15 protein-coding genes are annotated in these 21775 nt (G+C 43.9%); 14 read left to right on the top strand and 1 reads right to left on the bottom strand.

Translation table 11 applies throughout. The annotated features are described in order from the left end of the window. The first annotated feature begins 296 nt into the window (after positions 1–296). The 4 genes from NXZ84_RS08705 (at position 297) to NXZ84_RS08690 (ending at position 5087) form a co-directional block, all read left to right on the top strand. Entirely contained in the window at positions 297–2081 is a 1785-nt protein-coding gene (locus NXZ84_RS08705; protein ID WP_258839871.1) for an ABC transporter transmembrane domain-containing protein, read from the top strand. Then, positions 2050–3795 (top strand): ABC transporter ATP-binding protein, encoded by a 1746-nt coding sequence (locus tag NXZ84_RS08700; RefSeq protein WP_258839870.1) that lies wholly within the window; start codon positions 2050–2052, stop codon positions 3793–3795. Before NXZ84_RS08705 ends, NXZ84_RS08700 begins: the two co-directional genes overlap by 32 nt. Positions 3796–3814: 19 nt before the next feature. Further along, the gene (gene msrB / locus NXZ84_RS08695; protein WP_258839869.1) at positions 3815–4282 is read left to right on the top strand and encodes a peptide-methionine (R)-S-oxide reductase MsrB; all 468 of its coding nucleotides are present in this window, start codon (positions 3815–3817) and stop codon (positions 4280–4282) included. A 160-nt stretch (positions 4283–4442) separates the two neighbouring features. Next, the gene (locus NXZ84_RS08690; protein ID WP_258839868.1) at positions 4443–5087 is read left to right on the top strand and encodes a class I SAM-dependent methyltransferase; all 645 of its coding nucleotides are present in this window, start codon (positions 4443–4445) and stop codon (positions 5085–5087) included. 135 nt (positions 5088–5222) lie between these two features. Here the strand turns inward: NXZ84_RS08690 and NXZ84_RS08685 are convergent, their stop codons facing one another. Further along, entirely contained in the window at positions 5223–5450 is a 228-nt protein-coding gene (locus NXZ84_RS08685; RefSeq protein ID WP_258839867.1) for a hypothetical protein, read from the bottom strand. A gap of 469 nt (positions 5451–5919) precedes the next feature. On the opposite strand from NXZ84_RS08685, the gene NXZ84_RS08680 reads away from it, so the two are divergent. From NXZ84_RS08680 to NXZ84_RS08635, 10 genes are all read left to right on the top strand, one after another. Continuing rightward, positions 5920–8757 (top strand): 2-oxoglutarate dehydrogenase E1 component, encoded by a 2838-nt coding sequence (locus NXZ84_RS08680; protein ID WP_258839866.1) that lies wholly within the window; start codon positions 5920–5922, stop codon positions 8755–8757. A gap of 36 nt (positions 8758–8793) precedes the next feature. Next, positions 8794–10023, top strand: a complete 1230-nt coding sequence (gene odhB / locus NXZ84_RS08675) for a 2-oxoglutarate dehydrogenase complex dihydrolipoyllysine-residue succinyltransferase (protein WP_258839865.1) — start codon at positions 8794–8796, stop codon at positions 10021–10023. A 125-nt stretch (positions 10024–10148) separates the two neighbouring features. Beyond that, positions 10149–11252, top strand: coding sequence for a mechanosensitive ion channel family protein (locus NXZ84_RS08670; protein ID WP_258839864.1), 1104 nt, complete (start codon positions 10149–10151; stop codon positions 11250–11252). Between the two features lie 531 nt (positions 11253–11783). Then, positions 11784–13706: an asparagine synthase (glutamine-hydrolyzing) gene (asnB, locus tag NXZ84_RS08665; protein WP_258839863.1), complete on the top strand. Its 1923-nt coding sequence runs from the start codon at positions 11784–11786 to the stop codon at positions 13704–13706. Between the two features lie 157 nt (positions 13707–13863). Further along, a complete protein-coding gene (locus NXZ84_RS08660; RefSeq protein ID WP_258839862.1) occupies positions 13864–14343 on the top strand; it encodes a hypothetical protein in 480 nt (159 codons plus the stop codon). Positions 14344–14443: 100 nt separating this feature from the next. Further along, a complete protein-coding gene (locus tag NXZ84_RS08655) occupies positions 14444–15343 on the top strand; it encodes a YihY/virulence factor BrkB family protein (RefSeq protein ID WP_258839861.1) in 900 nt (299 codons plus the stop codon). Positions 15344–15399: 56 nt separating this feature from the next. Next, a complete protein-coding gene (locus NXZ84_RS08650; RefSeq protein ID WP_258839860.1) occupies positions 15400–16662 on the top strand; it encodes a BaiN/RdsA family NAD(P)/FAD-dependent oxidoreductase in 1263 nt (420 codons plus the stop codon). 37 nt (positions 16663–16699) lie between these two features. Then, positions 16700–17473: an NRDE family protein gene (locus NXZ84_RS08645; protein ID WP_258839859.1), complete on the top strand. Its 774-nt coding sequence runs from the start codon at positions 16700–16702 to the stop codon at positions 17471–17473. 43 nt (positions 17474–17516) lie between these two features. Continuing rightward, a complete protein-coding gene (locus NXZ84_RS08640) occupies positions 17517–19736 on the top strand; it encodes an SBBP repeat-containing protein (protein ID WP_309495710.1) in 2220 nt (739 codons plus the stop codon). 33 nt (positions 19737–19769) lie between these two features. Continuing rightward, positions 19770–21764 carry a DUF7948 domain-containing protein gene (locus tag NXZ84_RS08635; protein ID WP_258839858.1) on the top strand — a complete coding sequence of 665 codons (1995 nt, stop codon included), beginning with the start codon at positions 19770–19772 and terminating at the stop codon, positions 21762–21764. Positions 21765–21775: the final 11 nt, after the last annotated feature.

Genomic DNA, 21775 nt, shown 5'->3' with positions numbered 1-21775 from the left:
TGATCTTGTAAGTTAAAAAAGAGTCTCTAAAAGATGAAGCAGGAGACTCTGCAATCTGCTCTAAGTATAGTCATAAGTAATTCGTTGTTTCAACCATATTGGTATGGGTGAGAAAAAATAATGCGGGAAATAGAGGGTGAAGGTCTGTCTTTTATGCGAGATTGAGAGCGATTCTAAGCGATTCTAATGATATAATAATGAGATGATAAACATGTTGGTTAATGGGGTGCTTGATCTAATCCATTTGAATATTCATTTAAATGGGGGGATTTAATCTGAGGTGGAGAGGACTTGTTATGAGCATATTTAAAGAATTAGCTTGGTTCTTTAAAGAAGAGAAGAAAGTTTACATTATAGGAGTATCCTTGTTATTTATGGTCGCACTGTTGGAACTATTGCCTCCATACGTTGTCGGTAAGGTGGTTGACGGAATTGCTGCTAAAAGTATGACATTATCCACTTTTATGAAATGGATGCTTACTATAGCAGGAGCGGCTTTATTTATGTACGGTTTACGCTATGTATGGCGCATATTAATTTTTGGAGCTTCGTTTCGCTTGGGGAAAACTTTGCGCAGTCAACTGATGGAGCATTACACGCGGATGTCTCCTTCTTTCTTCCAACAACGACGTACTGGGGACCTCATGGCACATGCGACCAATGATGTGCAAGCAGTACGGGTAACGGCGGGGGAAGGTGTTCTCACCTTGATTGATTCGTTGGTGATGGGTGGGTTGGTTATCATTGCAATGGCTGTCTTTGTGGACTGGCGTCTTACCTTAATCGCGCTTATTCCTATGCCTGTGATGGCATTTGCTGTTAGTCGGTATGGAAAGCTAACCCATCAGCGCTTTATGAAAGCGCAGGCATCCTTTTCAGATTTAAATGATAAAGTACAGGAAAATACATCAGGAGTTCGTGTAATTAAGGCGTTTGGACAGGAAGAAGCAGAGAAGGAGTCATTTTATCGTTTGTCCCATGATGTGGTAGAAAAGAATATGTCAGTAGCACGGGTAGAATCGCTGTTTGCACCGACGATTTCGTTAATGGTCGGGACTTCTATCTTTCTGGCTATCGCTGTTGGTTCGCTATTTGTTACGCATGGTACCATGTCGTTGGGCGAGCTTTTTCAGTTTACGATGTATCTAGGTTTGTTGGTATGGCCGATGCTCGCGTTTGGTTTTTTGATGAATATCTTACAACGGGGTCGAGCTTCCTATGATCGTATTCGGACGCTCTTAAAAGTGAAACCAGCCATCATTGATGAACAGGGTGCGGTTGATCAAGCTGCTTCGGGTACCATCCAATTTAAGGTTGGCTCATTCACGTATCCGGAGAGTGAATCACCGGCTTTACAAAATATTGATGTACGTATGAATGAAGGAGAAACACTCGGTATTGTAGGGAAAACAGGAAGTGGTAAAACAACACTTTTACGACTCTTGTTGCGTGAATTTGAGTGTGAGGATGGCAATATTTTGATCGGAGAACGACCCATACAGGGGTATACGCTATTTGCTCTACGGTCCGTTTTGGGTTATGTGCCGCAGGATCACTTTCTCTTTTCTACTACGATCGCAGAAAACATCGCCTATGGGAAACGGGACGCGACACAGAGGGATATTGAAAAGGCTGCGCGGATAGCGCAAATTCATGAAGATATCCTGCACTTTGAACACGGATACGAAACAGTAGTGGGTGAGCGCGGGGTAACGTTATCCGGTGGACAGAAGCAACGTCTAGCGATGGCACGTGCACTTTTGTTAGATCCTGAAATTTTGATTTTAGATGACTCTTTATCTGCAGTCGATGCTAAGACAGAAGAACGCATTTTACATGAGTTAAAGATGCATCGCCACGGAAAAACGACCATCATCTCTGCCCATCGACTAAGTGGCATTGAGCATGCGGATCAAATTATTGTGTTGGAAGAAGGTAGGTTGGTTGAACAAGGGACGCATCAGCAATTATTGCAAGTGGAGGGGGTATATGAGGGGATGTATCGGCGGCAGCAATTAGAATCCCTCATTCAAAAAGGGGGTGGGCCATATGGTGATTCGTCGTCTACTAGCTTATCTTAAGCCACATCGTAATTCACTCATACTTGCATTGCTACTACTGTTAACAGCGACTGCGGCAGAAGTGACGGGTCCGATCTTGGTGCAAACGTTTATCGACGACTACTTGACAGTTGGTTTGTTCCCATGGGTTCCGCTCGTCCTACTCGCAGGTGGATATCTTCTCTTACGCATAATAGCGTCAACGATGATGTATTTCCAACAACTGCGCTTTTTTCATATTGCTTTTCAAGTGATTCAGCAGTTACGTATCGATGTATTTAATCATGTGCAACATTTAGGACTCTCCTATTTTGATCGGATTCCTGGTGGGGCACTCGTGTCACGAATTACGAATGATACAGAGGCAATTAAAGAATTATTTGTTAGTGTATTATCTACATTTGTACAAAATATCGTGCTGATCAGTGGAATATTTGTTGCTATGTTTTTACTTGATTATCGCTTGGCATTGGTTTGTCTTTTGCTTTTGCCGATGATTTACGCTCTTATGGCTACGTATCGCCGTTTAAGTTTTCATGTGTATCGTGTGGTGCGACAAAAATTGAGTGATTTGAATGCGATGTTGAGTGAGTCGATTCAGGGGATGAATATGATTCAGGCATTGCGCCAGGAAGAAAGGTTAAAAGAGAGTTTTGCCCACATCAATCATCAGCATTATGTAGCAAATTTAAAAAACACCCGTCTTAATGGATTGCTTTTGCGTCCGGCAGTAGATTCTCTCTATTTCCTAGCGGTTATTGTTGCTCTGACGTACTTTGGGGTGATCTTAGAGGCAAGTAGTGTACAGATAGGGGTTATGTATGCATTTGTCAGTTTGCTGGATCGAATGTTTGAACCGGTAAATCGAATGATGATGCAGCTTCCATTCTTACAGCAATCGATTGTTTCAGCAGGACGTGTCTTTGATTTGCTAGATGAGAAGGAGCGAGCGCCGCAAAAGGTAGGGACAACGGACCCTCACATAATGAAGGGGAAAATTGAATTTGATCGGGTCTCGTTTTCTTACGATGGCAAAAACCCGGTCTTAAAAAACATTTCCTTCACGGTGGAACCGGGTCAAACAGTGGCAATTGTAGGTCATACGGGGAGTGGAAAAACGTCGATCATTAATTTATTGATGCGGTTTTATTCTTTAAATGAAGGGAAAATTACGATTGACGGGGCCGAATTGGAAACCTTTCGCGAAGAAGAACTGCGAATGAAGATGGGGCTAGTCTTGCAGGATCCGTTTTTGTTCGTTGGCACTGTTGAAGAGAATATTGCGCTTGCTCGCCCTGGGACGACTGCAGCAGATGTACGGGAAGCGGTTCAATTTGTGCAGGCTGATTCTATCATTTCCAAACTGGCGCATGGATATCAGGAAAAAGTGAAAGAGCGAGGCGCTTCTTTTTCAAGTGGTGAAAGGCAATTATTATCTTTTGCACGTACAATGGCGCAGAAACCTCGTATTTTGATTTTAGACGAGGCAACTGCTAGTGTGGATACGGAAACAGAGGAAAAGATCCAAGAAGCTTTGCATCGAATGCGCAAGGGACGTACGACGATTGCGATTGCGCATCGTCTCTCCACTATTAAAGATGCAGATATAATTTTGGTTTTGCATAAGGGCGAGATTGTGGAGAGAGGGGCACATCAAGAATTGTTAGCACAGAAAGGATTGTATTTTAATATGTACCAATTACAACAAGGGTTATCCGAAAGAGTAGTTGGTTAACGTGAGGAAGGGGTATAGGATGGATAATAAATTTGTGAGGCCGAGCAAGGAAGCGTTAAAGAAAAGATTAACTCCCATCCAATATGAAGTGACGCAAAATAATGGGACGGAGCGCCCTTTTCAAGGAGAATACTGGAATAATGAGCGTGAAGGTATTTATGTAGATATTGTTTCTGGCGAGCCCCTTTTTAGTAGTAAGGATCAGTATGATGCAGGTTGCGGTTGGCCTAGTTTTACAAAGCCATTGCGTACGGAAGATATTTCGGAGGAGGAGGATCGCAGCCACGGGATGATACGTACAGAGGTACGGAGTAAGACGGCCGATTCTCATTTAGGGCATGTTTTCCCTGATGGACCTGGGCCAGAAGGTTTGCGATACTGTATTAACTCGGCGGCTCTTCGCTTTATCCCACGTGCAGAGTTAAAACAGGAGGGGTACGGCGAGTACGAGGCACTCTTCCTAGAAAAATCGGATGAGGGAAAATAGATGGCGCGCCTGGTAGAGTAGATCTCTAACAAACTACTCTAGCAGGCTCTTTTTTGTACAGTTCTTTACAAAGGTAGGTAGCGTTGATCGTGACTGTCGCACAAGAGACAGGACGTATACATAATGTATAGGAGACCTTAATGATGAAGGAGCGTGCATTATGTCGTGCGATTCCAGATATTTTGTGCAGTCAGATGATAAAGTTGAAAAATTTGTACTTCCGTTGCCAAAGGGATGGTGGAATCGGCGTTATGAATACAAATGGGCACAACAGTTTGTGAATGACAGAGCGGTAGTTCTCGATGCAGCTTGCGGTGTGCCTCATCCCTTTAAGTTGTATGTAGCTCAACATGCAAAGAAGGTATATGCATGTGATATTCAACCTGAAATCAGTAAGAAAGAGACTGTCTTAACAAAGATGAGATCAACTTATGGCGCTGAAGCGGTATCCCAATTACCTGAAAACATTTTTGATAAGATAGATTTACGAGAAGCGGATATTACAGCTCTTCCTTATCAAGATGGTCAATTTGATACGATTTTTTGTTTATCAGTGTTAGAACATTTAAGTATTGAGAAGGTAAAGCTCTCCTTAAGAGAGTTTAGGCGTACATTAAAAGACGACGGTCTAATTATCCTTACCATTGATGTCCCGTTATTAACGCCTGAAAAGTTACTGGATTTGATGAAGCAAGAGGGATTAACATTTGAGGGTGACTACTCTTTTAAAAAATCGGAGGATGTATTGTTAGGAATCCCACCTCGGCGATTTATCTGCTTTCGAGCGGTAGTGAAGAAGATATGAGACTTACCTTTTTTAGTCAGGTTTGAAGCATACGAAAAAGTACCCTTGCGAGTAGGATTTTAATCCCGCAAGGGTACTTTTTGGTGGCAATTGAGACATTCGAAACAAATCCCACATGATTAAAATACCCAGCGATTAATTACGGGTACTTTTGTTTTTCTCACTAAGGGTGATCTTTTCCTTGACCAAATGAAGCAGTTCACCGTAAAAAATAAATTGTGCCGACGAGATGGCACCCATCATAAATGAGTTAATTAAGGAGAGAGTTTCCGAGTCCTGATAACTGAGTAAACTATGGAAGATTCCCCATACAAATGCGATTCCGGCCATGATCCAGAAGAATGCGCGAAAGTTTATGTTCATACTCAAATTCCTCCTTTTTCTATCTGTCAGTTAATTGTTATATATAGCACTATTCTCCATCGGGGTGAAGCACTCCTCTTGCAGGGATCATAAAATGTAATATAAGGATAATAAAGAAGTATCTACTGATTTTTAAAAGATTTTGTGCACACTATGAGATCGGTGGTTAGGTAGAGAGATTTCTTTCATATATTTCTCTTCTATTTTCTCTTGGAATCTACTCCTCATATAGAAAGTGAAAATAGGATGTGGTATGATACAGACGGTTGGAATTCCTTTTTCTTTGATCGCAAATAATAACGGTAATTTACCCCAGGCTAAGAAGCGGAAGGACATACCTTCTAGTTTAGAGGGAATAACATACGAGATGAAGGAGACTTATTTCTTCTATTGTGTGTGCAGTGTTGCTGTTTACCTTTTGTAGATTAAGGAAAAATAATCGATAAATGGAGTAGTTGGGGGTATCACGATGGCAACCGGGAAAAGTGGAACTAGAACACCTTGGGAACAATTTTTTGGTCCGAATCTCGGCTACATAATCGAGCAATACGATAAGTATAGCGATGAGCCAAGCTCGGTTGATGAGGATTTAAAAGAATTGTTTCAACAATGGGGTCCCCCGTCGATGGCGCAAGCAGATAGCGGGCCTGCGGCTGTTGAGACTGCTCACTCGTCCGTCGAGTTGAGTAAAGTGGTACAAGCAGAGAAGATGGCACAAAATATCCGTACCTATGGCCACTTAGCTGCTGAAATAGATCCACTGCAAAGCCGCAATGATGGCAACCATCGAATGTTGGAGCCAGAGATGTATGGTTTAAAAGAACAAGATTTAAGCCAAATTCCTGCGCGAGTGATTTGGCCAGAAGCACCTGCGGATGTTCATACCGGGCAAGATGTTATGAAGCGATTAAAAGAGGTATATACGAAGTCGCTTGCGTATGAGTTTAGCCATGTATATGACTTAGAAGAACACCAATGGTTAACCAAAGTAGTGGAATCAGGTGAAATTACATCCAAATTTCCAAAGGAAAAGCGTGTAGCTGCTTGGGAGCGACTGCTTCAAGTTGAAGGTTTTGAGCAGTTTTTACACAAGACGTTTGTTGGTCAAAAACGCTTTTCGGTTGAAGGGATTGATGCTTTGGTTCCTTCACTAGACGAGATGATTTCACAAAGCGTTCATTTAGGCGTGCGCAATGTAATGATCGGGATGGCACATCGCGGTCGTTTAAATGTGCTCGCTCATGTGTTGGGAAAACCATATGAAGCTATTTTTTCTGAGTTTCATCATGCTCCAAATAAAGAGTTGGTTCCATCAGAGGGCTCGATGGGGATCAACTATGGCTGGACGGGTGATGTGAAGTATCATTTAGGTGCGGATCGTCAGTTGGAAGAAAGTGATACTGTGCAAGCGCAGGTATCGCTGGCGAATAACCCGAGCCACTTGGAGTATGTGGGTGCGGTAGTAGAAGGGTGTGCCCGTGCAGCACAAGAAGAACGTGGACAACGCGGGTATGCGAAGCAAGATGTAACAAAAGCGATGGCCATCCTGATTCATGGTGATGCGGCTTTCCCAGGAGAAGGGATTGTGGCTGAAACCTTAAACTTAAGTCAACTACCAGGATATCAGACTGGTGGTTCCATTCACATTATCGCGAATAACCGGATCGGTTTTACGACTGAAAGCGGCGATGCTCGTTCGACCAAATATGCGAGTGATCTTGCTAAAGGGTTTGAAATACCGATTGTTCATGTTAACGCGGATGACCTAGATGCTGTATTGGCAGCCGTGCGTTTAGCTTGTGAATACCGTGCTCGTTTTAATAAAGACTTTGTTATCGATCTCATCGGTTATCGTCGTTACGGGCATAATGAGATGGATGATCCATCAGCAACACAACCTATTGTCTATGAGAAGATCAAAAATCATCCGACGGTGCGTCACCTCTATAGAGAGAAGTTGGAGAGCGAGGGTATTCTTACTTCTGAGTTTGTAAAAACAAAGGAAAAAGAAATACAAGAAGAGCTGCAAGCTGCTTTCCAAAAGATGAAAGAAGAGAAGAAAGACGAAGTGAAGCGGAGTCATTCTAAACTGAAGCCGTTATCACGGCGACTACCAAAAGTGAAAACAGAGGTATCGGGTAAACTTCTGCGTGAGTTGAATGCTGATCTCCTACAGCCTCCACAAAACTTTACTGTTTATCCTAAAGTGGAGCGTGTGCTAAAGCGTCGTGCGGATGCCCTTAGCAAAGAAAGTAAAGTGGATTGGGCGCTAGCGGAAACGTTGGCCTTCGCCTCCATCTTAGGAGATGGCACACCTATCCGAATAACGGGACAAGATTGTGAGCGTGCAACCTTTGCCCACCGTCATCTTGTCTTACATGATGCCAAAACAGGTGGTACGTATTCTCCGCTCCACGTACTCCCACAAGCAAAAAGCTCATTTACGATCTTTAATAGCCCTCTTTCTGAAGCATCGGTGCTAGGGTTTGAGTACGGCTATAATGTTCAAGAGCCTAACACGATGGTACTGTGGGAAGCTCAATACGGTGATTTTGCAAATGCGGGACAAGTAATTTTTGATCAGTTTATCTCTGCGGGCCGTGCCAAATGGGATCAGCAGTCCAGTTTGGTAATGCTCTTGCCACACGGTTACGAAGGACAAGGTCCGGAGCATTCAAGTGCGCGCATGGAGCGATATCTACAGTCTGCTGCAGAAAACAATTGGATCGTCGCCAATATGACGAAGGCATCGCAATACTTTCACATCCTGCGTAGGCAAGCGGCAATAACAGGAACAGAGGAAGCACGCCCACTTGTTATTATGTCGCCAAAGAGCTTGATCCGTAACAAACGTGTTATCTCAGATTTGAGAGAGTTTGAGAAGGGCTCGTTCCAGCCTATTTGGGAACAGGAAGGACTGGGTGAGAAACGGAGTAAAGTCAAACGCCTTGTCCTGTGTAGCGGAAAGATTGCAGTCGATCTGGAAACAGAGCTAGAAGCAATGGATGAGAAGCCTGAATGGCTTCACATTGTGCGTGTAGAGCAGCTCTATCCGTTTCCACAAGAAGAGCTACAAGCGGTGTTGGACCGATTTAAGCAACTGAAAGAGATTGTGTGGGTGCAAGAGGAACCTGCTAATATGGGGGCGTGGTCGTATATCGAACCGCGTTTGCGCGAGATCGCTCCAGGGAAGATGGATATTGATTATATCGGTCGTCAAGAACGCTCCAGCACAGCGGAAGGTTTGCCAGATATGCATAACGTAGAGCAGCAACGGATCTTATCATCCGTATTCCGTACTAATTGATGATGTGTAGATAGCACAGCAGAGGGGGTAAGACAAGTGATTGAAATTAAAGTACCTGAACTAGCAGAATCAATCACCGAAGGAACAATCGCTAACTGGGTGAAGAAGGAAGGCGACTCAGTTAGTGAAGGCGATGTTATTCTGGAGTTAGAAACAGATAAAGTGAACTTAGAAGTAAACGCAGAAAATAGTGGCACTCTGCAAAAGATCCAAAAACAAGAAGGCGATACAGTTGAAGTAGGTGAAGTGATCGCTTATTTAGGAGAAGGATCTGGAGAGGGAGCTACTTCTACTCCAGCGAACTCTTCTTCGGATGCACCGGCAGAGGAGAGCAGCAAAGAGGAAAGTAAAACAGAAGAGCACCAGCCACAGGAACAAAAGGGAATGGAGCAAGAAGCTCAACAAATCAGCGGTTCGCCTTCAGCGCGTCGCAATGCGCGGAAGCATGGGAGCACTCCATCTTCGCAAGAACCGATGAAAAAAGATGATGTGAAGCCTGAGGTGAAGACCCCATCAGTAGAGTCCTCAGCACCCAAAGTAAGTTCAACTACAAGTGAGCAGAACGAGCGACCAGTCGAACGGCAACGGATGTCTCGTCGTCGACAAACCATTGCCAAGAGGTTGGTTGAGGCTCAACAAAATGCAGCTATGTTAACCACTTTTAATGAGATTGATATGACTGCAGTGATGGAATTACGGAAACGTCGTAAAGAAGCGTTTAAGGAACAACATGATGTAAACCTAGGATTTATGTCTTTCTTCACTAAAGCGGTTGTAGGTGCGTTGAAAGCATTCCCACTTGTGAATGCAGAAATTCAAGGTGATGAAATTGTCTTGAAGAAGTTTTATGATATTGGGATTGCGGTATCCACAGAAGAGGGATTAGTAGTTCCAGTGGTACGCAATGCTGACCAACGTAGCTTTGCTGGTATTGAGCAGGAGATTGTTGAGTTAGCGACAAAAGCGCGTTCCAACTCACTTACATTGAAAGAACTGCAAGGTGGCACTTTCACTATTACCAATGGGGGGATCTTTGGATCACTTCTGTCGACGCCTATATTGAATGCGCCTCAAGTGGGGATTTTAGGAATGCATAAAATCCAAATGCGTCCGGTAACGGTGGGAGATGGTATGGAAAACCGTCCAATGATGAACATCGCACTCTCATATGATCATCGTATTATTGATGGTCGTGAAGCTGTTAGTTTCTTAGTCAAGGTGAAGGATTTGCTAGAAGATCCTGAACTGCTTTTGCTTGAAGGATAATGGTAGCGACGCCACGAATCATTAGAAACCGCCTCTTCAATTGAAGGGGCGGTTTCTATATATAGTTTCTTAAGAGGGTATGACAAAAGGAAGGGGTGAGTTGAGTGGAGGTTATAAATAACTGGATGCAATCATTAACGGAAATGGGGTTTTGGCAAGATATTGCTTGGTTTATGTTATTCGCTGCCACGCTCTTAGTGGGGCGCAGTTTTTTACGTACGTTTGTAAAAGGGTTAGGAAAAAAAGATGATCGTTTTCGTTCCACTTTTACTCCGTTTGTATTGACACTGATCAATTGGTTAACGATGTTTGCTATTCTTCTTTTTGCTCTGATCTATTTTGCTAATTCGAAGTGGGTGTTTACCAAACTTTTCTCGCTGGGAAAGGTAGAGGTATCCGTTTTTGTTCTCATTCTTGCTGTGTTAATACTGTTACTTACACATCGGAGCGCAAAGATGATCATTCAGTATGTGTTGCCGGCAGTTTATGAACGCTATCATTTGGATCGGGGCTTACGCTTTTCTTTTGATCGTGTTTTTTATTATCTGGCGATGGTGCTGGCGGTGTTTGTCAGTTTAACAACGGTGGGTATCGATTTGAGTGCACTAACAGTATTCGCAGGATTTCTCGGAGTGGGTATTGGGTTCGGTATGCAAAATATTATGTCCAACTTTATCTCAGGGTTGATTTTATTGTTTGAACGACCGATCAAAGTGGGAGATCGAGTAAAGATTCAAGGAGTTGTGGGCGATGTGGAAAAGATTAATATGCGTGCCACCATTATTAAAACATTGGATAATGAGCATATTATTATGCCTAACTCCTACTTTTTAGAGGAGCAGGTGGTGAATCGCTCGTATGCTGATCCACGCTTGCGTGTGGTGATCCCTGTGGGAGTGGCGTATGGATCTGATGTGAAGATGGTAAAGGAGATATTGGAGCGGAGTGTAGACGAAGAGAGGAGGGAGAACACTATTATCCTGCAGTCACCCGCACCGTTTGTCAATTTCGCAGGCTTTGGTGCTTCTTCTTTGGATTTTGAGTTGTATGTTTGGATTAAAGATCCCACGTATTTGGTACAAGTGAAAAGCAATTTTTATTTTCGTATCCATGGCTTATTAAGCGAACATCGTATTGAGATTCCATTCCCACAACGAGATCTTCATGTGCGCAGTATAGATACTACGGTAAAAGATGCTTTTACAACCTGGAAGGACAAAGAGCGATGAGCCATACTTATGATAGATCAACATCCGATTCTGATGATCCATGGATGATCCATGGATCGTCGTGATGAAAGCCTGTATCGAGCCGCTTTTCAGAGGATGATTGGAAACGAATGCACATGGATGCACGGGGAATGGAGCAGGAATCTTTCTTTCAGTGTTTAATTTACCGAGTGGTTGCGTCGTATAAAGAGAGAAAGTACGAAAGAAGATATAGTTAAGTACATAAATTAGCAGGTAATTATAAGGGGATTGTCACGACGTTGGATTGAGGTGCTTTTTGAGGCGGATAATTGTTGACACGGTTTATTCCTGCCCTGTAAACTATAAGAGAACTAAGACATCGAGTATATTGATTCTTTAATAGCCATCTTTTGTTAGGAGAGAATCCATAGATATGACATCTATGGATTTATTGTATTACCCACAAATTATATAAGTAATTTAAACCTTTATTTACAAAAAAGACAATCGGGAAAAATAAGCGATCGTGCAGCATCGGGGGATGTTGAAAGCGGACTAGGAGGAATAGAGATGTGCGGTTTTGTGGGCTTATTACAGCGCGATGGTGAAGCGGTTAGCGAAGGTTTAATCAAGAGAATGTCAGACACCATTGTTCACCGTGGACCTGATGAAGAGGGAATTTTTATTGATCGACATATGGGATTTGGTTTTCGCCGCCTCAGTATCATTGATTTAGAGGGTGGGACGCAGCCTTTTACAAATGAAGATAAAACAATTTGGCTGGTGTTTAATGGTGAAATCTATAACTATAAGGAGATCCGTACGTGGTTAGCAGAAAAAGGGCATCAATTTAAAACGGACTCAGAGGCAGAAACGCTGATTCACTTATACCAAGAGGTGGGTTTTGATACACCGAAGCATTTGCGTGGGATGTTTGCTTTTATGATTTGGGATAAGGAGAAGGATCTTCTATTTGGGGCACGGGATCATTTTGGGATTAAGCCGCTGTACTGGACACAGACGGAAAATCGGTATGCATTTGCTTCAGAGATCAAGAGTTTGGTCGAATTGGACGATGTAGAGCGTACCGTAAATAAGAAAGCACTTTATCATTACCTCACCTTTCAATATGTGCCAGAGCCTGATACGATGTTTGCGGGTGTTCACAAGACTCCACCTGCACACTATTTTATCTTGCAAAATGATGAATTGAAGATCGAAAAATACTGGGACGTTGAATTTACCCCAGATGAGAATCGTCCATTTGAAGATTTTGTAGAAGAAACTCGTGAGGCGATGAAAGATACAGTGAAGCATCATTTGATGAGTGATGTTCCACGGGGAGCATTTCTTTCGAGCGGAGTTGATTCCTCCTCCATTGTGGCTTTACATCGTCAACATGAAAATGTCCAATCATTTACCGTCGGCTTTGATATTCCGGGATACAGTGAACAAGATTTTGCTAGGCGGACATCAGAGGCATTAGGTTCACAGCATAAAGATATCAAAATTTCCTCGGATCGTTATCTAGAGGAGCTTCCGCGTCTCATCTGGCATCAAGACGAGCCGGTAGCCGATCCTTCGGCAATTGCTCTTTATTTTGTTTCTGAATTGGCCAGTCAGCATGTAACCGTTGCATTATCTGGCGAAGGGGCAGATGAATTTTTTGGTGGGTACAATATATATTGTGAACCTAATGCGTTACAGATGTTTTCCCACCTTCCTAACTCCGCTCGCAAGTGGATTGGCAAAGTAGCAACCCGTTTGCCACAAGTAAAAGGGAAAAATTATTTGATTCGTGGCTCTAAGGTGGTAGAGGAGCGTTATTTTGGAAATGCCTTGATTTTTGATGAGGTTTTGAAGCCAAGTGTGTTGGCAGAGGGAATGGCGGAGCACTATGCATCACCATGGGAAGTGACTCATCCAATCTTTGATCGTATTCCAGAGTATGATGATGTCACAAAGATGCAGTACTTAGATATTCATACCTGGTTACGCGGCAATATCTTAATGAAAGCTGATAAAATGTCGATGGCAAATTCGTTGGAGCTACGAGTGCCGTTTACTGATATTCGTGTATTTGAAACAGCAGCAAAGATTCCGGTTAAGTATAAAATTGCTAATGGAACCACGAAACATGTATTGCGTGAAGCGATGAAAGATATGTTGCCTGATGAAATCTCAGGTAAGAAGAAGCTGGGGTTTCCTGTACCTACTCGTCACTGGTTGCGTAATGATTTCTATGAGTGGGCTTGGGAATTAGTACAGGAAAGTGAAACGGATCACCTCTTCAATAAGGATTTTATCCGTTATATGCTAGAGGAGCATAAAGAGGGACGAACTGATTTTAGTCGTCGCATATGGACGATATTATGCTTTATGTTATGGCACCAGATATATATTGAGAAAAAGCACTCTTTCTCCACCCCAGAACGTTCGGATGTTCAGCGTCATCGCTTCTTTGCAGATAGCAGTGAGACTGTATATGCTTAAAGGAATGAATAAAACTTACAACCCCTCGGTGATTCTTGCCGAGGGGTTTTATGATGGGTGGGCACTTGTAACAAGCTCATTTGGGCGGATGACATGAACCGTTCATCTGGTCTTCACGTAAGGTGCAATAAGACTGAGCGGAAGGGATGTCATCGTAATGAAGGAAAGTGGGATGAAATACCTAGGAGAGTGGTTGCGGGATTTTTGGTGTCAGCCCTATGAGTATGCTAGATATGTTACGCAAGAAGAGTGGCAGCAACAAGGGTGGACAGCTACACATGGGAACAATATCGAGTTTCGTGATCGAACATTGTCACCTCCAGAAGAGACCAAACCGTCAGAAATGGAAAGTATGGGTACACCTACATCAACGAGGGGAACCAGAGGGAAAAAAGATGCTTCGCCTGAAGTGCCTTTAAAGTTGGTGGAGCCTTTTGTGCAATATGGATTGTATGAAGCTACCTATTGTTCGGTGGAACAGGTGTTAAGAGAAGTAGCTGCTATCTCTTATCTCTTAGGGCAAGGGTATGACCCCAATACAGCGTATAGCATAGTAGAATCGTGGGGGATAAAACGCCAACATCATCCTACCACTACAAGGCCTTTTACAAACGATTGGGTGAGAAGAGGGTGGTGAGAAAGGCTGGGTGAGCGTGGGTTTCATTGCTAGACAGGGGTGCTTGTGCTTAAATAGGAATGGAGTAAGTTCAGATAGAGTAGAGAGGACGTAGGATATCATGCCGCTGACAAAGCCACGCAAGAATCTGGTTACCTTTGAAAAAGAGAGTCCTTTTCTCCTTCATTTGTGGAAGCAAGTGATGAAGGATGGAATTTTTGATTTAGCGGCGGCACTCGCCTTTTATTTTTTATTTTCGATTTTTCCACTCTTGATTTTCTTGCTCTCATTATTGTCTTACTTTTCATTGGATATGGAGCAAGTGTGGGGTATGCTTCGCTACATGGCTCCACAACAGGTAAGTAGTGCAATTATCGGGACGATGGAATCGGTGCAGGTAAGTGGTGGAGTGATCTCTTTTAGTTTTTTATTGACGATATGGGTAGCTTCTAAGGCTGTAAATGGTCTAATTCGTACTCTTAACCAAGCGTATAATGTGGTCGAGACGAGAAACTTTATTTATGTACGCTTTCTTTCGATTGCTCTCACGGTAGCATTGGTGATGCTCACTATGTTTACCTTGGCATTGCCTGTATTCGGAAGAATTATTCTCCCCCAAGTACAGATGTTTGTCCAAGAACCTGCACTTTGGCAGACAGTATATAATGTATTGCGATGGGGTGTAGGGGTAATCATGATGGCAATTGTCCTTTTTTTGATCTATTGGATTGCTCCTAATGAGAATATCCCCGTCTCAAAACTTTTACGGGGCACATTGTTTGCAACGATAGGGTGGCAATTAATCTCTGTTGGATTTTCTTATTATCTTCAATATTTTTCTAACTACTCGGCTATTTATGGTAGTTTAGGGGGAGTGATGATGCTGTTAATGTGGTTTTTTCTCATGGCACTTATTATTTTAATCGGAGGAGAAATTAATGCCACCTTATATCAGCGAAGGCTCGGTCTTCATCGCGTAGCAACAGTAAATGTAGGTGAAAGTAACAAGGTTAAAACGTAGTTTATCGCTTCAGGTAGTAAGGGTGAATGTTATGGAACAAGACAAGGAGAATGAAGATGAGTAAACAAGTAATTGTAGTGGGCGGAGGTCCTGCAGGTTTGATGGCAGCAGCTGCTGCAAGTACACACGGAGCCTCGGTGCTGCTTATTGAAAAGGGAGAGAAACTAGGTCGTAAGTTAGCGATCTCGGGTGGAGGACGCTGTAATGTTACAAACCGCAAACCAATTGATGAATTGATTCGTTATATTCCGGGTAATGGACGATTTTTATATAGCGCTTTCGCCAATTTTAATAATGAGGACATCATTTCTTTTTTTGAAGAGTTAGGGGTGGCTTTAAAAGAAGAAGATGAAGGGCGCATGTTTCCTGTTACGGATAAAGCGCAGTCGGTTGTGGATGCATTGGTAGGCAAATTGAGAAGAGAGGGTGTTCGTTTTCGTCTGCAATCACCAGTAGCTCGTCTGCTGTTGGAGCAGGAGCAAGTGGTGGGTGTGGAATTAGAAAATGGGGAAAAGTGTTTAGCGGCGGCAGTAATCGTTGCAGTAGGAGGAAAGTCAGTTCCCAAAACAGGATCGACTGGGGAAGGTTATGGCTGGGCAGAAAGTGTAGGTCACACGATCACGGAACTATATCCGACGGAGGTTCCCCTTACTTCGGACGAGCTTTTTATTAAAGAAAAGAGGTTACAGGGCTTATCGCTACGAGGGGTTGAATTAGCAGTTCTCAATCATAAGGGGAAAAAGCTTGTGACCCATCGCGGCGACATGATATTTACGCATTTTGGGATATCAGGTCCGATAGCGCTGCGATGTAGTCAATTTGTGGTGAAAGAACAGAAGAAGAGGCCATCCCCTGTGCGAATCACCTTGGATTGGGTTCCAGATATAAGCTTAACTACTTTGCAACAAGAGTGGGAAAGTCGCTTACATAAAGAATCGAAACGTGCGATTCGCAATGTATTAAAACCGCTGTTGCCTGAAAGGGGTCTCCTCTACCTACTGGAGCGAGCTGATGTGGATCCAGATGTGACCTATGCTAATCTTTCTAAAAAGAAATGGTTATCATTTTGTCAGTTGGTTAAAGCCTTTCCGCTCGATATTAGTGGGACGCTTCCGCTGGAGCGGGCTTTTATTACTGGAGGTGGGGTTCATTTGAAGGAAATAAACCCATCTACCTTGGAGTCGAAACAAATGGAAGGACTCTATTTTTGTGGAGAGATTTTGGACATCCATGGATACACGGGAGGATACAATATTACCGCTGCTTTTGCTACCGGCTTTTCTGCGGGTAAGCATGCAGCGGAGAGTGGTATGGTATAAGTGTCATAGAACAAGAGAGGAAAGGGGGAACAAATCGATGTGTACGATTTTGTTCGCCTATCAGATGCATGCTCGGTTTCCGCTCATTGTGGCTTCTAATCGTGATGAATTTACTGAACGTCCTACGGCGAAAGCAGCTTTTTGGAAAGATGCGCCCCATGTGTTAGCAGGACGTGATCTGGTGAAGGGGGGCACTTGGTTAGGGATAAATCGGGAAGGGCAATTTGCAGCTGTAACCAATTATCGAGATCCTCATCAATCACGTAATGGGAAGGCATCACGAGGAGATTTGGTGGCAAATTTTTTGCGTGGTTCATTGGACGCGCCATCTTATTTAGCTCAAATTCAAACGGTGAGGGATAGATATCAAGGGTTTAATCTCTTAGTGGGGAATCAGCATGACTTGTGGTATTATTCTAATCGCCATAATGAGTTGTTATCCGTCGCTCCAGGGATACATGGAATAAGTAATTCTTTTCTTAATACACCGTGGCCCAAAGTGGAAAAAGGAAGAGCGAAACTAGAGGAACTTATGCCTTCAGCAAGTGCTGATCAACCGGATTGTGATGCTCTGTTTCAACTACTTACCTCAAGTGAACAAGCAGAAGATCATGAGCTTCCCCATACGGGAGTCGGATTGGAAGTGGAACGGGGGCTATCTCCTCTTTTTATACGTTTACCAGCTTATGGGACCCGCTCGTCTACGGTGCTGTGGGTGGATACGAAGCAGCACGCAATTATATTTATCGAACGAACATATGCCGATGAGCGTGTAGTTAGCGAAGAGTTATATAAAATTGAGATATTGTAGGACGTGTCCGAATTAGCGGGCACGTCTTTTTTTAGAATTTGTGATGGAGAGCAAGTGTTTAATTCGGGTTCAGATCCACGCACCTGCGGATACGAAGAAAGGAGTGAAAACGTATTCTATTTATAAGAAAGGATGTGGGATTGTGGGGAAAAGATACACAAGAATTAAGAAGCAAGAATGGAATGTACGAAAGTATGGACATGAGCGGGTTGGATCAGTCTGGTTTCAACGGAGAGGAGAGGGGAGAACAACCTCATATCACGCTACAGGAGGTGGGTATTCACTAGATTTATTTTATGGAGAAGCTGTTTTTAGAGCTGGAGAGCCATTATTGGATCGTTTATCCCTTTTGTTCGGAGCTAGATCTACTGCTGTTTGTGTGAGGGGGAGACGTGCCAAAAAGTTCGCCATAAGCATGAACAGAGGAAAGAGAGAGGAGTCTGTTTGGGGATATCGGGAGATTGTGTATGAACATGTTTGGCCGGGTATCGATATCGTTTGGTATGGGAAGGAAAATCGCATTAAATATGATGTTGTGCTTCAGCCTGGGGCTGATTTAGAGCAGGTAAATTTCTTATTTACAGGAATGCAAAAGATGACGATCGAGGAGAATGGAGATCTATCTATTCAAACTGGCTCAGGTGTGTGGTGCGATAAAAAACCGATCGGCTATCAGTGGCAGGATCATCATCTGCGAACAATACCGACTCGTTTTGTTCGTCGTGGAGATCATATAGGCTTTGTAACGGAGCGGAATTATGATCCAAAGCTTCCACTAGTGATTGATCCTGTCGTATTTTACTCGACCTTTATTGGAGGAAGTGAAGACGATGAGGGAAAGGCCATAGCTGTCAATGGCGCGGGAGAAGCATATATAACGGGGAAAACCAATTCAACTAATTTTCCTGTTACATCAGGGGCTTTTCAAACGGCTATCCGAGGGGATGAAAATGTATTTGTTACCAAACTTAGCAGAAACGGCTCGCGACTTCTTTACTCTACTTATTTGGGCGGTACTAAGGTAGATGATGGGAAAGGAGTTGTTGTAGATACAGAGGGCAACGCTTATATTGTTGGCAATAGTGAATCGACTAACTTTCCAGTTACCGCAAATGCTGTACAAAGTGTACTGCAGGGAGTGAAGTCTGCATTTATATCGAAACTAAATTCAACAGGCACTTCCCTTCTTTATTCTACTTACCTGGGAGGTAGTGGGGAAGATGATGGGAATGGAATTGCGGTTGACGAAAATCAACAGGCGTATGTGACGGGAGCGACGACTTCAAGTGACTTCCCAGTTACTTCTGGTGCATTCCAAACAATGTTTCGAGGTACCCAAGATGGATTTGTAGCCGGTATTAACACGCAAGGCACATCCTTATTGTACGCTAGTTTTATTGGTGGAAGCGGTACGCAGGAAGCGAGGGCAATCGTGTTGGATGGCGAGCAGAATGCATATATTACAGGACTTACATCCTCTCTCGACTTTCCAACTACTTTGGGTGCGTTTGAGCGTACGTATCAAGGAGGCGTGTCGGATGCCTTCGTTGCTAAAGTAAATGGGGAAGGGAGTACGTTGGTCTACTCCACTTATTTGGGAGGAAGTGGGAAAGACGAAGGGGCGGGCATTGGTGTAGATATAAGTGGAAATGCATATGTGGCCGGCGTAACGGATTCCCCCGATTTTCCAATTAGTGAAGGTGCGTTTCAAGTGAATATAGGGGGTGCAGAGGATGCGTTTGCTACGAAGGTAAATCCGAGTGGGAGAGGGTTGCTCTATTCCACTTTTTTAGGTGGGACACAAGATGATAGGGCAAATGCACTGGCGCTTGATTCCTTTGGTAATGCGTATGTGACGGGATTAACTTCCTCAACCAACTTCCCGCTCACGTCGGATGCATTCCAAGCTCATCTGCGCGGTTTGGCGGATGCATTTTTTACTCAGTTTAGTTTTGCAGGAACGGGAATTTCGTATTCTTCTTTCCTCGGAGGAAGTGGCGAAGATGAAGGGGAAGGAATTGCAGTTGATGGTTCTACCAATGCTTATTTGACAGGAGTAACAAATTCAACTGATTTTCCTACTACGTTTGCTGCTGTACAAACGGTTCTGAAGGGAGCAAACGATGCTTTTGCTTCTAAGATTGGACCGGTAGCAGTTCCTGGACCTACAGGTCCAACAGGTCCGACAGGACCAAGGGGGCCACGTGGGCCTAGAGGGGCACGTGGGCCACGGGGAATGAGTGGAGAGTTTAGCGGGACATAGGGGAAGATCCTCGAGAAGAAAGGAGAAGGAGAAATGAAGACTACGAACAAAGAGATGGACGTTAACGACGTTAAAGTAGATTTTGTTCATAACGAGGTCAACTTTTCACTAATTCAGTCAGGAGTGCAGCAGGAGGAGCTTCGCTACCCCCCTTTTCTGCGGCTGATGTTGCCGAAGGGAAAAGGAGTAAAGTTAGTAGATGAGGGAAAACGAGCTGTTTATGAGCAGATAGTTCCTGGTGTGGATATGGTTTTTTATCGTCAAGGCGATCAGCTGAAGTACGATGTCATTGTAAGTCCTGGAGCAGAGATAAGTTCTGTACGACTTACGTATGAGGGTGCGACCAAGATGGAAGTGGATAAGGACGGTCACTTGTTTCTTCATACACAGCAGGTGTTAGTAAAAGAAGAAAAACCGTACAGTTACCAATGGATCGAAGGGAAGAAGGTGGAGGTTGAAGCAGGTTTTGTTGTCAGTGAGGGGGGCGCTCTTGGCTTTGAGGTAGGTGAATACGACCCTCGTTACTCACTTGTGATCGACCCCGTTATTTTTTACTCTACACTTCTAGGCGGAAGTGGATTTGATGGTTCTGATTTACAAGCAGGCGGAATGGGGATCGCTGTGGATACCAGCGGCAATGCTTATGTAACGGGCGTAACCGATTCGGATGATTTCCCAGTCACTACTGGGGCATTTCAAACGGTAAATCGTGGTGTGTCAAGTGCTTTTGTTAGTAAACTAAATCAGACGGGTAGTTCACTTGTATACTCTACGTATTTGGGCGGTATTTGCATCACTACAGGGAGAGGCATCGCCGTTGATGGAGATGAAGCGGTTGCAGTAGGTATTACAGATTCGATAGACTTCCCCATAACGTCGGGAGCATTTCAAACGACAGTGGGTGGTTTTACGAGTGCTTTTATTACGCGTCTTAATAGTCAGGGGACATCCCTTGTTTTTTCCACTTACTTAGGTGGAGAATTTCCTGATTCGTGCGAAGATATCGCTCTTGACGCCGAAGGGAATTCATATATTACAGGGATTGCGACCTCTCCTAATTTTCCGGTTACCTCAGGAGCATTTCAGACGATACTTCCAGGTGGAGGAGCTGCATATGCAACGAAATTAAACGCAACAGGGAGCGCGTTACGATATTCCACATTTTTAGGTGGAGCTCAATCGGACCAAGGAGAAGCGATTGCTGTTAACAACGAAGGTAATGCCTTCGTAAGTGGGATATCCAGGTCGACGAACTTCCCTGTTACGTCAGGAGCATTTCAGACGCAGTTGCGAGGGTCCCAAAATGCTTTTGTAACCAGACTAAATCCAGATGGCTCAGGGCTGGTGTACTCTACTTACTTGGGAGGAAGCGATGCTGAAGATGCTAGTGCTATCGCTATAGATGGTGGCGATCAAGCATATATTGTAGGCTCTACGTCTTCAACGAACTTCCCTGTAACCAGTGGTGCATTTCAGACTCTCTTTCCAGGAGTAAACTCCGCGTATGTATGCAAATTGAATCGATCAGGGACAGCGCAGGTTTACTCTACCTACCTGGGAGGAAGCGGTGAGGAGCTGGGATCCGGGGTTGCCATCGATGCTTTCGAGGGGGCGTGGGTAACAGGAGTGACACGCTCTGCTAATTTTCCACTCACCTCAGATGCCTTCCAAGATCGCTTGCGGGGCTCAGCCGATGCTTTTATTACGCAGATGAGTTTTGCCGGGACAGGTATTTCTTATTCCACCTACTATGGTGGTGATGCTAATGATTTTGGCATTGATATTGCTGTTCAGAAAAATCAACAGGTGGCTGTGGTTGGGTTTACACTATCTACGGATTTCCCTACGACACCAGGTGCTTTCCAGACAGAAAATAAGAGTCAGTTCGCAGATGCTTTTGTGTTAAAGCTAGGAAGACCTGCACCACGAGGAGCCACAGGAGCGACAGGGATGACCGGTCCTACCGGACCACGTGGTCCTCGGGGGGCTCGTGGTCCTCGTGGGAAAAGCAATGCTTCCGGTGAATAAAGAGTGGTGAT

This window comes from Mechercharimyces sp. CAU 1602, assembly GCF_024753565.1.
Classification (GTDB): Bacteria; Bacillota; Bacilli; order Thermoactinomycetales; family JANTPT01; genus Mechercharimyces.
The sequence above is the reverse complement of the archived record's forward strand: the minus strand, read 5'-3'. Positions and strand labels throughout refer to the sequence as shown.

Bases quoted from the DNA above. Each gene is read 5' to 3' on its own strand.
- NXZ84_RS08670 (WP_258839864.1), top strand. From the start codon at position 10,149: ATGCAATCATTAACGGAAATGGGGTTTTGGCAAGATATTGCTTGGTTT.
- NXZ84_RS08650 (WP_258839860.1), top strand. From the start codon at position 15,400: ATGAGTAAACAAGTAATTGTAGTGGGCGGAGGTCCTGCAGGTTTGATG.
- NXZ84_RS08680 (WP_258839866.1), top strand. From the start codon at position 5,920: ATGGCAACCGGGAAAAGTGGAACTAGAACACCTTGGGAACAATTTTTT.
- NXZ84_RS08705 (WP_258839871.1), top strand. From the start codon at position 297: ATGAGCATATTTAAAGAATTAGCTTGGTTCTTTAAAGAAGAGAAGAAA.
- asnB (WP_258839863.1), top strand. From the start codon at position 11,784: ATGTGCGGTTTTGTGGGCTTATTACAGCGCGATGGTGAAGCGGTTAGC.
- NXZ84_RS08640 (WP_309495710.1), top strand. From the start codon at position 17,517: ATGGAGAGCAAGTGTTTAATTCGGGTTCAGATCCACGCACCTGCGGAT.
- NXZ84_RS08690 (WP_258839868.1), top strand. From the start codon at position 4,443: ATGTCGTGCGATTCCAGATATTTTGTGCAGTCAGATGATAAAGTTGAA.
- NXZ84_RS08655 (WP_258839861.1), top strand. From the start codon at position 14,444: ATGCCGCTGACAAAGCCACGCAAGAATCTGGTTACCTTTGAAAAAGAG.
- NXZ84_RS08645 (WP_258839859.1), top strand. From the start codon at position 16,700: ATGTGTACGATTTTGTTCGCCTATCAGATGCATGCTCGGTTTCCGCTC.
- NXZ84_RS08685 (WP_258839867.1), bottom strand. From the start codon at position 5,450: ATGAACATAAACTTTCGCGCATTCTTCTGGATCATGGCCGGAATCGCA.
- msrB (WP_258839869.1), top strand. From the start codon at position 3,815: ATGGATAATAAATTTGTGAGGCCGAGCAAGGAAGCGTTAAAGAAAAGA.
- NXZ84_RS08635 (WP_258839858.1), top strand. From the start codon at position 19,770: ATGAAGACTACGAACAAAGAGATGGACGTTAACGACGTTAAAGTAGAT.
- NXZ84_RS08700 (WP_258839870.1), top strand. From the start codon at position 2,050: ATGGTGATTCGTCGTCTACTAGCTTATCTTAAGCCACATCGTAATTCA.
- NXZ84_RS08660 (WP_258839862.1), top strand. From the start codon at position 13,864: ATGAAGGAAAGTGGGATGAAATACCTAGGAGAGTGGTTGCGGGATTTT.